We start from the raw sequence: 12741 nt of genomic DNA, 5'->3' as shown, positions 1-12741 counted from the left end.
GGGTGGAGAAGTTGATCGATGAGCGGGATCGGGACGAAGCCGACAACGTGCAGCTGGAGCGAGATCATCGCCGGTTCGAGTGCCACGGCGGTTCGGGCCCCGGCTGCCACGCCACCGTAGCTGACCAATACCACCGGCTTGCCGCGCCCTTCCCAGAACAGGTGGTCCAGGGTGCGTTCTTCAGGGCGGCGTTGTAGCTGTGGTTGTACTCCGGCATCACGAAGAAGTAGGCCGCCGCGCGGTCTATGACCTCGATGTCGAAGACGCCGCTCCTGGCGGCCTGTTCGACGACCCACCGAGCGGTGGGCTTGCCCACACGGTTCGATCGGGTGCTGGCGATCGGGACCTGGACGAGGGGACGGTCGGTCAACGGCTCGGTGATGACATATCCGGCAACTTCCCGTTCACCGTGATCTCCTCGATGAACAGCGGGTTGACGTGCTCGGCATCGAGCCCGCCACTGCCGTAGGGGCGTGTGACCATCTCCAACTCATGACCGCTGGGGTCGTTGAAGTAGACGCCGCGGCCGTCGTCGAGGCGGTTGATGTTGCCCGCGTCCTGATGCCGGGGGTCAGCCCAGTACTCCAGGCCCCGCTCCAGCACCCGGGCGAAGATCACATCGAACTCCGCCTCGCTGACCAGGAAGGCGTAGTGCTGCGCCGTGATGTCGCGGTCGGTGCTCATAAAGTCGAAGGTGACGTCAGGGCTCACCCGCACCATCACGAAGTGGCCCAGCTTCACCGGAGGCTCGAAGCCCATCATGTCGGCCAGAAAACGGGCGGAGGCCCCTGCATCGCGGGACCAGACGATCTGGTGGTTCAAAACGCTCATGCACCGAGTGTTCGCCACGCAACGGCGAAAGCTCCAGGAAGCCGACTAGAATTTGCCAATAACTCCCATGCGATCTGCCCAGAAGAACGAAACTTCACTGATGGATGTTGTAGATCAGCAAATCCTCCAATGCCTGATGCTCGACGGGCGAGCCCCGATGAGACGAATCGCCGAGGTAGTGGGGGTATCGGAGCAGACCGCGACCCGCCGCTACCGCACCATGCGTGAGGCAGGTGTGCTCCGCGTCCTGGTCAGTGAGGCGGCCGCCTCCGCCAGACATCCGCTCTGGCTGCTGCGGTTGCAGTGCCGCCCCACTGCCGCCGCACGCCTTGGCAAAGCGCTGGCCGCACGCAACGACGTCTCTTGGGTCGCTCTGCACTCCGGCGGCGCGGAGCTGATGTGCACCACGAGCCTGCCCGCCGATACGGAGGGAGGCACGGGAGTGCTGCCCCGGATCTCGCACACATCAGAAGTGCTCTCGTTCACCACCCACCTGGTGCTGCACTCGTACTCCGGCGGCCCCGCCGAGTGGTCGGGCTTCGAGGAACCGCTGAGCGAGGACGCGAAACGAGATCTTCTTCAGGGCTGCGATCCACGCCGACGGAAGGCGACGTACAGTCCGGTCCTCCTCGAAGACCGCCCGCTGTTGGAGGAACTGCGCAAGGACGGCAGATCCACCGCGTCAGCGCTGGCCCGCACCCTCAACTGGCCGCTCTCCCGCGTCAGAGGCCGTCTCCAGGCGCTACTGGACAGTGGCGCGGTCACAGTGGACGTGGACGTGATGCTGGAAGCGTTCGGCTACCACACATCGGCCACGCTGCTCCTTCATGTCTCACCGGACCGCATCGTCACGATCTGCGAAACGCTCTCCGCTTATCGACAGACCAGTTGGGTCGCCGCGGTCACGGGCGCCGCGAACATCGTGGCCGCAGTGACCTGCCGCGACAGCACCGAACTCTTCAGCTATGTCACTGAGCAGTTGGGCAGCCTCCCCGGCGTGACCCACGTCGAGGTCGTCCCGTTGCTCAGCAGGCTCAAGCAGGCCGCCACTCGAGTGACTGGCGGCCGCCTGGTGTGATCACGTCGGACCTCACTGGTCGGGAGTGAACTTTGACCGACCGACCACCAAGCCGTGCTACGGCCGCCCGGCGGCAAGGTACCCGCCGACCTGGCCACCGGCCGGCAGGGCACTCCCGCAGGCCGAGGCCCTGCAGCCCGGCCGCACCCGCCACGGAGAGAGCCTTCTCGAACAGCGGCGTGACCACGGCGTTGAGCCTGCGATCGAGCCGCTCAATCCGCCCGATCCGCCCGATCGCCGCCTCCACGAGTTCCGTCGGCGACACCACCTTGCGGCGGACCAGGTCGGCTTGAGCGGTGGCGTCCAGCCATGCGAGTTCTTCCTCGGGTATCGAACTTCCCGTCATTTCCTACCGCTTCAGGCTGTGGTTGTGGACTTCAGCACAACCGCGATGACGGGCTTGGACTGCGGGGCGAACCCGGTCGCGGTGTACATGGCGTGCAGGAGTTCGCCGGTGGTGTCAGCGAAGCCGAGGCCGTGCCGCTCAGCGAAGTCGGCGAGGAAGGGGTGCTGCAGCAGGGCCCGGGCCATCCGGGCGTCGTTCGATGTCCGGATCGCCGCCCCACCGACGGCCCGCCCCACTTCCTTGAACGGCTGGTGGCCACACTGGTCCACTTGCGGACCGGGCTGACGCAGGAGGCCCTGGCCGTGGCCTACGGGGTCGGGTCCTCCAGCACCAGCCGGGTGATCAACGCGCTCAGGCCCCTGCTCGCCGAACGCGGCTTCGCCGTCCCAGACCGGCCCGACTTGCGCCTGCGCACCCTGGAGGATGTCTTCGCCTACGCCGAGGCCGAAAAGACCGAACCCCGGCAGGGGCCCCGATGCGTCGGTACACCGGACGCCGCGAGCACAGCACCGAACCGACGGTGCGGGGTCAGTGCAGCGGCAGGCTTTCGAGGGTGAAGACCGGGCTGGTCAGCGGATCGCCGTAAAGGAAGGTGTCCATCTGGGAGTTGGACACCAGCAGCTGGTCCTGGCTCACGGCGACGCCGGTGGTGGTGTCGGCCCCGGGGTAGGTGCGGGCGGAGACGACGGCGGCCCGGGTGGTGTCGCCGGACAGCCGCACGGCGTCGACCTCGTTGTTCACGGACCGGGCGACGTACAGGGTGTTCCCTAGCCGTGCTATCCCGTCGGCGCTGGCCAGGGCCGGTGCGGTGATCTTGCGGACCTCGCCGGTGGCGAGGGTGAGCCGGTAGAGCGCGCCGCTGTACCAGTAGCCGATGATCAGCGACTTGCCGTCGGGGGTGGTGACGATGCCGTTGCCGTTGGACTGGCCGTCCACGTAGTCCGGCAGGCGGTAGGCCACTTCCAGGGTCCGATGAGCGCCGGTGGCAGGGGCGTTCACCTCGGCGGCCGGAATCCGGTAGACGACGGCGCGGAAGGAGTCGGTGATGTAGACGTCCCCGTCGGGGGTGACGGTCTCATCGTTGACGAGGGTCGAGCCGCCTGTATCGGGGACGGTGTAGGAGGAAACGAGTTTCCCGGTGTTCGTGTAGACGAAGAAGCGTCCGGTGAAGGCACCGGCGACCAGCAGGCGGTTGCCGGCGGTCTTGATCCCGGTGGCCTGAGTACGGCTGTCCTGGCCGCCCGGCAGGAAGGGGTCGAGCGTCTTCGCTCCTGGGCGCCCGCGATAGACGGTGCCGTCGGCGATGCTGGCGGTGTAGACGTAGTGGCGGTCGGCCGCGACGCTCTCCGGGAAGGCCCGACTGCCGTTGACCGTGATCGTGTGGCCGTTGCCCTCGCGGTTGTGGGCGGGCGCGGCGGTGGCGGGAAGCGTGAGGGCCGCCAGGGTTGCGGACGTCGCGGTGAGGGCGAGGAGCATGCGCCGCCAAGTGGGGTGCGCGGTGGTGCGGATGGACATCGTGTAGGACCTTTCCCCGGGTGACCGGGAGCGACGTGGGCGAGTGGGAGACGGAGCCGGTGGTCGACGGCCTGTCAGCGCAGCGCGTCGGCGATCGCGTCGGCCGGCGGCGTGGTCGGCCGCCCGATCAGGCGCCGCAGGTCACCGGAAGCGGTGAACAGCTCGCCGCGACTCATGCCGAGGTCGGCGTCGGCAAGGACGTGCGCCAGCTCGGCGGGCAGGCCGGCGCCGGTCAGCACCTGGGCGAGTCCGTCGGCCGGGAGGTCGGTGTACGTGATCCGCTTCCCGGTGGCGGCCGAGATCGCCGCGGCGAGCTCGGACAGGGTGAACGCCTCGTCGCCGCCCAGCTCGTACACCTCGCCCGCATGGCCCTCGGTGGTCAGCACGACCGCGGCGGCGTCGGCGTAGTCGGCGCGGGCCGCGGCGCTGATCCTGCCCTGGCCGGCCGACCCGACAACGGCTCCGTTGCGCAGTACCAGCGGGAGTTGGGCGGTGTAGTTCTCCAGGTACCAGCTGTTGCGCAGCAGCACGCTGGGGACTGCGCGCTCCCGCAGGTATTTCTCGGTGGCGCGATGGGTGGAGGCGAGGATCGTGGTGGCCGTGTTTGCGTGCAACATGCTCGTGTACGCCACCAGCGACACGCCTGCTGCCACCGCTGCGTCGATGGCGCGGCGGTGGTTGGCGACCCGCTCGTCCACGGTCGTGGTCGATATCAGCAGCAGCTTGTCCGCGCCCTCGAAGGCCGCCGCGAGGCTGTCCTGCTCCGCGAAGTCGGCCCGGCGTACCACGACGCCGCGGTCGGCGAGGTCCTTGATCCTGGCGGTATCCCTACTGGTCGCGACGATGTCTGAAGCCGGCACTCCGCGCGCCAGCAGTGTTTCGACGGTGAGCCTGCCCAGCTGACCGGAAGCTCCGGTGACAACGATTGACATGGGGTCGCCCCTTCCTGTCGCGGACCTCCCGCGGCACGAACCCCAGGATGACCTGGTCGCTCTCTTTTGGTAAGGAACCACTTCAAGGTAAGGTGGCCACCCGGACGAAAGTATCGAGGTGAGCACTGTGCCGGCCCCCGAGGATGTGATCGAGCCCATACCGTCATGGGACCCGTACGCACGTGGCTGCCCCTCGCGTGACGTGCTCGACCAGATCGGCAGCAAGTGGGCGGTTCTCGTGCTGGGCGAACTCGGCAAGCACGGAGCGTGCCGGTTCACCCAACTGCGGCAGCGAGTGGCGGGAGTGAGCGAGAAGATGCTCACCCAGACGCTGCGCACCCTCGAACGCGACGGACTGGTCCTGCGGACGGTGTACCCAGAGGTGCCGACCCGCGTGGAGTACGAGTTGACCCCGCTCGGCCAGACGCTGCGCGGTCCCCTGAGGGCGCTCACGGAGTGGTCGGTGCGGTACATCGAGGAAGTCCTCGCCGCCCGTGAGGAGTACGAAGTCCGAACCACGAGACGTTAGTACTGCCACGGTCTTTGTCGTGATGAGATGGAAACGGATGGCGCCCGACACTCACCGCGACGGCATACACACCCGGGCAAGGTGCCGCCGAGGAGCCATGAGCGCAGGTTCGCCCCGCCTCTGACCAACAAGTGGCCGTTTTCAAAGAGCGTCATCAGAAGAACTGGCACTCATCGGGTACACACTCCTGCCGACCACCCTTCAGCCGAACCACCAGGCCAACGGACCCTCACATCAATCGCGGGTGAGGTCGTTAGCGGGGTGACGATTGTCAGCGCTCGCGTGCGGTCGAGCTGGTCCAGCTGGCCAGAAGATCGAGTGCCTGGCGTTCGGGTGAGTCGGGCTCGGGCGAGTAGATGGTGATACGGAGCCCGGGGTCAGCGGTCAGACCGAGGGCTTCGTACGGCAGGGCCAGGTTCCCGACGAGCGGGTGGTGGAGTTGCTTCACGCCGGAGCGGTGGAACTTCACGTCGTGCCTAGCTAGGGCCTGTTGCGAAAGTGGATCGTCTGTCAGACCTGTCTGGGATTCTCCGAGCATGGAGATGACGCTGCAGCTGACGATTGACTGCTCCGATCCGCAGAGAATGGTGACTTTCTGGGTCGAGGCCCTGGGCTACGTGCCTGAGCCTCCGCCCGGCGGGCACGCCACATGGCGTGCTTACTGGGCGGCGATGGGGGTGCCCGAGGCAGAGTTGCCGGCCGGAGCCGGGGATATTCCGGAGTCGATCATCGATCCCGCGGGACGTGGACCGAGGGTGTGGTTCCAGCAGGTTCCGGAGCCGAAGGTCGCCAAGAACCGGTGGCACTTCGACTTGAAGGCCGGTGGGGGCCGTGACGTTCCACTGGACGTCCGCACGCAGCGGGTCAGGGCTACGGTTGAACGGCTGGTCAAAGCTGGTGCCACCGTGTTGCGGATCAAGGATGAGCCGGACATGGGGCTCTACGCCACCGCCATGCAGGACCCCGAGGGCAACGAATTCGACATCGTCTGAGGGCCGTTGCGCCGGCGCTGGTCACAGCCACTCGTTCACGGCTGCGACCAGCACAGTCGCCTCGTAGCGGACGGAGAGCTTGTCGTACCTCGTGGCCACTGCCCTGTGCCTTTTAGTCGGTTGATCCCGCACGCGACCGCATGACGCTCGCGGTAATCCACCGCATCGAAATGCGGAGGCCGACCGCCACGGGAACCGAGCTTCTGGCGGTTGCGCGCCTGGTCGGCCTTGTCCGGGATGGTGCAGCGGATCCCCCAGCAGCGCAGGCATGTCCGGTTCCTCCGGGAGGCGTACGCCTTGTCAGCCCGCACGCGATCGGGCCGGACACGTGGTCGGCCCGATCCGATGCGGGGCAAGCGGACCTTTTCCAGCACGGGTTCGAACTGCGGCGAGTCCCCGCGCTGTCCAGCGGTGATCACGATGGACATGGACTTCTGTCCCTGCTCGACGGCCAGGTGCAGCTTGGTGGTGAACCCGCCGCGCGAACGTCCAGTCCGTGATCTGAGGGCTCGATGAATACGCCGCCGGGTGGTTCCTTTTGCAGGTCACCCCGTTTACGGGCTCCGGCCGCATGCTGATGAGCGCGGCACACCGTGGAATCGACACTCAGGTCCCACGTGATCGCGCCCTTCGCGTCGGCCAGAGACTGGAGACGGGTGAGGAGCCGCTGCCAGGGTCCGTTCCGCTGCCATCGGCGGAACAGGTCATAGACCCGGCTCCACGGACCGTACTCGACAGGTACATCCCGCCACGGCACACCGGTCCGCACCCGGAACCGTATGCCGTCGATCAACTGCCGCCGAGGCCAGAAGGGCGGCCGCCCCACCCTGGCACCCTTCGGCAACAACGGTTCCAGCACCGTCCACTGCTCGTCCGTGAGATCTCCCCGACCCATGAACCGTGATCATTCACAACCCAAGATCCACTTTCGATACACGGCCTAGCGACGACACTGCGTTCAGCCGAGCACGCGGGCTATCGCGGCCAGTGCGTCGTCCGGGTTGCGGACCAGGATGATCCGGGCGGCCGGCGCGTGCGCGTGGATGACGTTGAGGACCCGGTTGAACCAGTAGGTCGTCTGCTCCGTCGGCGGAAGATTCGGGTCTTGGCCGCTGATGAAGCTACCGATCACGACGCCGTCATACTCGGCCTTGCCCAGCCTCGCGGCCAGTTCGGCGTCACCGCTCTCGTCGTCGGGAAGGACCATGATGTCGGCCGCCAGGCCGGCCTTCCGCAGGCGCGCCTGGACGACCGCGCCGATCTCCGGGTGCTTGCCGAAGCCGAGCACGCGCCACTCCTTGAGGAACTCCACTGTCGACAAAGCCTTCCCCTGTCCGTAGAATTGACTGGACCGTATGTTTGTTGAATAGATGGTGAGTGTAGTGAAATCATGACAGGCGTCAAGGGAACCCAGCGCGCATACCGCTCGGCGGTACGGGAGGAAGCCGCGCACCGCACACGCGAAACCGTGGTTGCCGCCGCCGCCGAGGTGTTCGCGGAGAAGGCCTACGCGGGGGCCACGATCGAACTGATCGCCGCCCGCGCCGGGGTCTCACGTGCCACCGTCTTCGGAGTCGGCGGCAAGGCTCAACTGTTCGCCCTCGCCCGGATGCACGCGGCCACGGGCGGCCGTCTCACCGCAAACGACGAACGCTTCGAGCAGCTCCTGGCGGCCCCTGGCGCGCACCGGCTACTCAAGGAGTTCGCCGCCTTCACCGCCGCCATATCGCGTCGGCTCGGGCCCTTGCAGCTCGCGCTCGAACAAGCCGCGACGACCGACCCCGAACTGGCACAGCTACAGGAATCGAGCCAGCAGGAGCTGCTGGAGTGCGCCCGCGCCGTCGCGGGGGCGGTGGCCGCCACGGGATTGCTGCGGCGCGACGTCTCGCCCAAGGTCGCGGGCGACATCCTCTGGCTTCAGATCCAGCCGACGAACTACCGGCGCCTGACGCAGGAGCGCGGCTGGAGCCACGAGGCGTTCGAGCGCTGGCACGCCGCGACCATGATCGCAGGCCTGCTGAATCACCACCCGGCCGACTGAACCACCCCGGTCGGCCGACAGGAGCGCAGGCCAGGAGCACACGGGCGCGGAGCCATCCTCCGGTCCCCCGCTCCGCCGACCAGGCCACCCGGCGCCCGCCCGCACGGCCTGAGAACTCGAAAGGCGGTCTCGCCGCGCGTAGAGGTTCAGTCATGACCGACGTGACGAGAAATCCGTTCGCGCCCGGATTCACGCGTCAAGTTCTTTGTACACGCTTACAGTTGGGCCCGATGTTCGAGTCGACCTCCCGGCAGTGTCCGCCGCGGGTCGCCACCGAATGCGTTCCACCGCCCGAGGGGCCCCTGCCGGTCGGGCAGCGGAACGCGGGCGGGCGCCCTCCTGGCGCCGACCGGTTCCGCGCCAACTACGAGATCCGCCCAGCCCTAGTAGGACTCTTAGGTTGCTCTGGCTCTTGGGTTTGGGCTGGTGGTTGATGTTCTGGGCAGGGGGCGGTGGCAGGTGGTGCAGGTGCCGGTCCAGCAGTTCAGCAGGGCCTGGATGGCGTCGAGGATCTGGTAGAGGGAGAGTCCGCTGTATCGGCTTTTGGGGCCAGGCGCTGTTCGGTGAGGAACGCGTGGGCGGCGGTGACCAGGGTGACGTGGTGATGCCACCCTGCCCAGGAACGTCCCACGAAGTGGTCCAGGCCGAGGCCGTGCTTGACTGCCCGGTAGTCGTGCTCGATGCGCCAGCGGATCTTGGCAATGCGGACCAGTTCGGCGACCGGAGTGTCTGCGGACAAGTTGGACACCCAGTAGTCGGTGGGCGCCTCGGCGCCGTCGGGCCACTCGACCAACAGCGTCACCTCGGGCAGGACACCGTCCCAGCTGCCTGGGCCGGTGGCGGCGGCCTGGGCCAGGCGACGGGCCCGGGCCCCGGCCGGCCGCACCCGCAGCGCCAGAAAGCGCGAGCGCATCGGCCTGCCCGCGAGAGCCTTCACGCCACCTCACCTCGGTGAACGCCTGCCGCCCCTGACAGACCTAACGGAGTCCTACTAGATGCGGCTGGCAGCGGACTCGTCGGCGCGCCAGGCGATCGTCGCCCAATCATCAAGGAAAGTTCCCGCCGCTGATCGCTACATCGCAGGACCGCCGAAGGGCTCTGTGGAGAAGGGTTCGTCTGACGTGATGACGTCACCATAAGTCGCGCGTCGTTGGATCGGGGCGGCGTGACTACCGTCTCGGCCCTCGGCCTTCGATCGCACAGGCACGGGCCCTGCCAGCAATTTCGTAAAGATCTGCTCGGCGCATCCCAGATACAGGCGCATCGCACCGTACGGCCCCACCGCGCATCCGGTGCGATGCCCGTGCAAGTCCAGCTCCTCCACTGCTTGAACACCCGCGTCCATCTCCGGCATGTCGTCCGGCGGGACGAGAGCATGCAACTCCCCCGACCACTCCCTGCCGAGATCGCGGAGCACGGATCGAGCTTCTTCCTGCTCCCAACCGCTTCGCGCCACCAGTCCGTGACGAGGGTCCGTCGAAAAGACGATGTCGGGGGTCGTCATCATCACGTCGTTGCTCCGCTGCGCTCAGATAGCTGGGGCTCCGCAGGGCCATCAACGGCCCGTGGGGGCCAGGCTGCGAGCTAGTAGGGCTTGGTCAGGTCAGTACGAGCGTGGGTATGTCGCGGTGGCAGGTGGGGCAGGCGCCGGCCCAGACCGCGAGGAGTATCTGCAGCTCGCGGACGACTTGGTAGAGGCTCAGACCGGCGCCGTGTCTTTTGGGGCTCTGGCCAGTCGTTGCAGGGTGCAGAAGGCGTGGGCGACGGAGACGAGTGTGACGTGGTGGTGCCAGCCGTTGAAGGTGCGGCCCTCGAAATGGGTCAGGCCCAGGGCCTGTTTCATCTCCCGGTAGTCGTGCTCGATGCGCCAACGGAGCTTGGCGAGGCGGACCAACGTGGTCAGTGGAGTGTCGGTGGGCAGGTCGGAGAGCCAGAACTGGACCGGTTCGGGTTCGTTTGCCGGCCACTCGGCCAGCAGCCAGCACTCCGGCAACTGCGGGCCCTGGACCGCCTGACGGATCTCGCGTCCGGCGGGGCGAATCCGCAGGGCGACAAACCGCGAGTACATGCGCTTGAAGCCGCTGCGGCTGGTGCCAGGCCGCGAGCCCTCCCGCCATTGCACGGGTTTGGCCGCCTTCCGGCCTGCTTCCATGGCCAGTTGTTTCACCGACTGTGGTTTGTCCAGATACTTCACAACCGGTGGGCGTCCGGTTCCGGAGTACGGAACGGCCACGGGAACGGCCTGGCCGGGGTGGGCCGTGAGCGTCGTGGAGATCCCGACGACGTAATTCAGGCCGCGGGCCTGAACACCGAGCCGGAAAGCGGTGGCGTCGCCGTATCCAGCGTCCGCGATGGCCAACGGGATCTCAATGCCCCACGAGCGCGTCTCGTCCAGCATGTCCAGGGCCAGCTGCCACTTCTCCACGTGCCCGACATCGTCGGGAATGCCACAGGAGGCGCGGCGGGCGACCCTGTCCGGGTTCGCCTTCGGCGAGGCCGCATCCCACGTCTCGGGCAGGAACAGCCGCCAGTCCACCGCCGAGGAGGCGTGATCGGAGGCCAGGTGCAGCGAAACGCCCACCTGGCAGTTGGTGACCTTGCCGGCGGTGCCGGTGTACTGCCGCGACACACACGCCGAAGCATTTCCGTCCTTGAGGAAGCCGGTGTCGTCGAAGATCAGCGCGCTCGGCTGGATCGCCGCCTCCATTTTCCACGCCAGCCGGGCCCTGATGTGTGAGGGGTCCCACGGACTGGTGGTGACGAAGTGAGCCAGCGCCTGCCGGTTCCCCTCCTCCCCGAGGCGGGCCGCCATCGGCTCGACGGACTTCCGCTTGCCGTCGGTCAACAGCCCGCGCAGGTAGACCTGCCCCCAGCGACGTTGATCCTTTCTCGCGAACGGCTCGAACACCTCCGCCGCAAACGTCTCCAACTCACCACGCACACAGGCAATCTCGTCCGGAGTCACACCCTCTCAACGCCGGACCACACCCAACGGACACGCTCCACCACCATCAACATGACCAAGCCCTACTAGTGCCACGGCAGGCAACGTTTGCCCCGTCGCGACGCCCGGCACACACTCTCGCCGCACCGGCCGAAAGCCCAAGTACGTCCAGTACAAGGGCTTCCGGCCGGCACGCCGAGAGCACGCACCGAACGCCGCTCCTTGACGGGCAAACCTTGCCTGCCGCGGCACTAGAAACGCGCCGGCCTGACTTCGTGCCGTCCGACTCTGCATTCGTCGCCGGCCTTACCGAGGGCCTTGTTCATCCGGGTGATGAAGCGGTCGTACTGCTCATGCCAGATCACGGTCGAGCCCTCATCCAGAACGACGGGGCCGTCCGGAGTGGGGCGGCGACGCCGGGCGAGCGTGCCGTGCGGCCGGCCGCAAGCGTCTTGGAGGAGTCCGACGACTGCTACTACATTTCGTGCTCCCACCAGCCGCGCGTGTCGACGTCTGCGGCATCCGCCAGCGACTCCAGTTCCGCGATCTCCGCGCCGGCGAGCTCGATGCCGCGAGCTCGAACCAACCCGTCGACGTAACCCGCCTTCGTGACCCCGATGATCGGGGTGGTCCCCTTGGCGATCGCCCAGGCAGTGGCGACTTCGGCGGCGGACGCACCTCGATCCTCGCCGATCGCTCCCATCCGGTCCGTCAGCGCCTGCAGTCGGTGCAGGATGCCGTTGTAGACGGCCGCCCGGCTGCTGCCCTCCGGCAACGGATTGGCCGGACTGTACCTGCCGGTCAGCGCTCCTTGCTCGAGGACCATGTAGGAAAAGAACCGCACGTCGTGCTCGCGGCAGTAATCGAGGATGCCCGTGCGCTCAGAGCCCCGGTACAGGAGGCTGAAATGGTTCTGGACCGCCTCCACGCGGAAGCCGGCCTCGCCGAGGATCCGATCGGCAAGAGCGATCTCCTCCATGTTGTGGTTCGAGACGCCGACATGCTTGATTCTGCCGCTCCCCAGCAGCGGGATCAGAGACGGCGTCCACCGTGCCACGTCGGCAGGATTATGGATCCAGAACAGATCCACATAATCCGTGCCCATTCGGTCGAGGCTCTGCTCCAGCATGTCCGCGACCGGATCGTCGCCGTCGCCCGCCATCTGCGGGGTGAACTTCGTCGACAGCTTGTACTCGCTGCGGTCATGGCCCGCCAGTGCCTGGGCGAGGACCGTCTCCGAGCGGCCCATGCCGTACGCCACGGCGGTGTCCCACAAGGTGAACCCGTTCGACTGAGCCTTCTCGACGACCTCTCGCAGACCGGACTCGCTCAACCGGCTTCCGAAGTAGCCGTCGCCCGGTCGGCCGCTGTCTCCCCAGGCCCACGTGCCCAACGCCACCGCCGGCACAGTCAGCGTGTTGCTCGTCATGTCTTATCTCCGTTGCTCTGGCTTCGTGTCGGAACGTCCGATCCCAGGAGACCGTGATCACCGCCAACGGAGAAGGTCGCGCTTATGAGGGGTATAACCTCAGC

The 12741-nt window shown here is 67.1% G+C and carries 15 protein-coding genes and 2 pseudogenes; 5 read left to right on the top strand and 12 right to left on the bottom strand.

Annotated elements, in window-relative coordinates; genetic code table 11:
- Positions 1-64: 64 nt before the first annotated feature.
- The gene (locus OG385_RS36695; protein WP_266862417.1) at positions 65-370 is read right to left on the bottom strand and encodes an NADPH-dependent FMN reductase; all 306 of its coding nucleotides are present in this window, start codon (positions 368-370) and stop codon (positions 65-67) included.
- Positions 367-831: a VOC family protein gene (locus OG385_RS36690; RefSeq protein WP_323183983.1), complete on the bottom strand. Its 465-nt coding sequence runs from the start codon at positions 829-831 to the stop codon at positions 367-369. The genes OG385_RS36695 and OG385_RS36690 overlap by 4 nt, the downstream gene beginning before the upstream one ends.
- 67 nt (positions 832-898) lie before the next feature.
- Between OG385_RS36690 and OG385_RS36685 the strand changes: the two genes are divergently transcribed.
- Entirely contained in the window at positions 899-1909 is a 1011-nt protein-coding gene (locus OG385_RS36685) for an Lrp/AsnC family transcriptional regulator (RefSeq protein ID WP_323183982.1), read from the top strand.
- 357 nt (positions 1910-2266) lie between these two features.
- On the opposite strand, the gene OG385_RS36680 is transcribed toward OG385_RS36685, so the two are convergent.
- Positions 2267-2524 carry a hypothetical protein gene (locus OG385_RS36680; protein WP_266862511.1) on the bottom strand — a complete coding sequence of 86 codons (258 nt, stop codon included), beginning with the start codon at positions 2522-2524 and terminating at the stop codon, positions 2267-2269.
- On the opposite strand from OG385_RS36680, the gene OG385_RS36675 reads away from it, so the two are divergent.
- Positions 2417-2812, top strand: a complete 396-nt coding sequence (locus OG385_RS36675; RefSeq protein ID WP_266862508.1) for a transposase family protein — start codon at positions 2417-2419, stop codon at positions 2810-2812. The genes OG385_RS36680 and OG385_RS36675 overlap by 108 nt on opposite strands.
- On the opposite strand, the gene OG385_RS36670 is transcribed toward OG385_RS36675, so the two are convergent.
- Positions 2784-3770, bottom strand: a complete 987-nt coding sequence (locus tag OG385_RS36670) for a hypothetical protein (protein ID WP_266862414.1) — start codon at positions 3768-3770, stop codon at positions 2784-2786. The genes OG385_RS36675 and OG385_RS36670 overlap by 29 nt on opposite strands.
- 74 nt (positions 3771-3844) lie before the next feature.
- Positions 3845-4702: an SDR family oxidoreductase gene (locus tag OG385_RS36665; RefSeq protein ID WP_266862413.1), complete on the bottom strand. Its 858-nt coding sequence runs from the start codon at positions 4700-4702 to the stop codon at positions 3845-3847.
- A gap of 127 nt (positions 4703-4829) precedes the next feature.
- On the opposite strand from OG385_RS36665, the gene OG385_RS36660 reads away from it, so the two are divergent.
- Positions 4830-5231 (top strand): helix-turn-helix domain-containing protein, encoded by a 402-nt coding sequence (locus tag OG385_RS36660; protein WP_266862507.1) that lies wholly within the window; start codon positions 4830-4832, stop codon positions 5229-5231.
- Positions 5232-5502: 271 nt separating this feature from the next.
- On the opposite strand, the gene OG385_RS36655 is transcribed toward OG385_RS36660, so the two are convergent.
- Positions 5503-5769 (bottom strand): hypothetical protein, encoded by a 267-nt coding sequence (locus OG385_RS36655; RefSeq protein ID WP_266862412.1) that lies wholly within the window; start codon positions 5767-5769, stop codon positions 5503-5505.
- Here OG385_RS36655 and OG385_RS36650 point away from each other — a divergent pair.
- A complete protein-coding gene (locus OG385_RS36650; RefSeq protein WP_266862410.1) occupies positions 5768-6223 on the top strand; it encodes a VOC family protein in 456 nt (151 codons plus the stop codon). The genes OG385_RS36655 and OG385_RS36650 overlap by 2 nt on opposite strands.
- Before the next feature lie 21 nt (positions 6224-6244).
- On the opposite strand, the pseudogene OG385_RS36645 reads toward OG385_RS36650, so the two are convergent.
- Positions 6245-7118 (bottom strand): annotated as a pseudogene (locus OG385_RS36645) (IS5 family transposase).
- Between the two features lie 63 nt (positions 7119-7181).
- Positions 7182-7544, bottom strand: a complete 363-nt coding sequence (locus OG385_RS36640; protein ID WP_266862408.1) for a hypothetical protein — start codon at positions 7542-7544, stop codon at positions 7182-7184.
- 69 nt (positions 7545-7613) lie between these two features.
- Between OG385_RS36640 and OG385_RS36635 the strand changes: the two genes are divergently transcribed.
- Complete coding sequence (locus tag OG385_RS36635; protein WP_266862406.1) at positions 7614-8264, top strand: TetR/AcrR family transcriptional regulator; 651 nt, start codon at positions 7614-7616, stop codon at positions 8262-8264.
- 484 nt (positions 8265-8748) lie between these two features.
- Here OG385_RS36635 and OG385_RS36630 read toward each other — a convergent pair.
- The 4 genes and pseudogenes from OG385_RS36630 to OG385_RS36615 form a co-directional block, all read right to left on the bottom strand.
- Positions 8749-9304, bottom strand: a pseudogene (locus tag OG385_RS36630) (transposase); the annotation flags it as partial.
- A gap of 32 nt (positions 9305-9336) precedes the next feature.
- Positions 9337-9771, bottom strand: coding sequence for a hypothetical protein (locus tag OG385_RS36625; RefSeq protein ID WP_266862506.1), 435 nt, complete (start codon positions 9769-9771; stop codon positions 9337-9339).
- Between the two features lie 192 nt (positions 9772-9963).
- On the bottom strand, positions 9964-11229 hold the full coding sequence (locus tag OG385_RS36620; protein ID WP_266850846.1) for an IS701 family transposase: 1266 nt from the start codon (positions 11227-11229) through the stop codon (positions 9964-9966).
- A gap of 454 nt (positions 11230-11683) precedes the next feature.
- Positions 11684-12637, bottom strand: a complete 954-nt coding sequence (locus OG385_RS36615) for an aldo/keto reductase (protein ID WP_266862405.1) — start codon at positions 12635-12637, stop codon at positions 11684-11686.
- Positions 12638-12741 lie beyond the last annotated feature (104 nt).

The sequence above is a fragment of the Streptomyces sp. NBC_01306 genome (assembly GCF_026340465.1).
Taxonomy (GTDB): domain Bacteria; phylum Actinomycetota; class Actinomycetes; order Streptomycetales; family Streptomycetaceae; genus Streptomyces.
This window is presented reverse-complemented; position numbering and strand designations above follow the sequence as displayed.

Coding starts and splice junctions, on each gene's coding strand:
- OG385_RS36690 (WP_323183983.1), bottom strand. CDS start 831: ATGAGCGTTTTGAACCACCAGATCGTCTGGTCCCGCGATGCAGGGGCC.
- OG385_RS36685 (WP_323183982.1), top strand. CDS start 899: ATGCGATCTGCCCAGAAGAACGAAACTTCACTGATGGATGTTGTAGAT.
- OG385_RS36670 (WP_266862414.1), bottom strand. CDS start 3,770: ATGTCCATCCGCACCACCGCGCACCCCACTTGGCGGCGCATGCTCCTC.
- OG385_RS36665 (WP_266862413.1), bottom strand. CDS start 4,702: ATGTCAATCGTTGTCACCGGAGCTTCCGGTCAGCTGGGCAGGCTCACC.
- OG385_RS36650 (WP_266862410.1), top strand. CDS start 5,768: ATGGAGATGACGCTGCAGCTGACGATTGACTGCTCCGATCCGCAGAGA.
- OG385_RS36655 (WP_266862412.1), bottom strand. CDS start 5,769: ATGCTCGGAGAATCCCAGACAGGTCTGACAGACGATCCACTTTCGCAA.
- OG385_RS36635 (WP_266862406.1), top strand. CDS start 7,614: ATGACAGGCGTCAAGGGAACCCAGCGCGCATACCGCTCGGCGGTACGG.
- OG385_RS36625 (WP_266862506.1), bottom strand. CDS start 9,771: ATGATGACGACCCCCGACATCGTCTTTTCGACGGACCCTCGTCACGGA.
- OG385_RS36615 (WP_266862405.1), bottom strand. CDS start 12,637: ATGACGAGCAACACGCTGACTGTGCCGGCGGTGGCGTTGGGCACGTGG.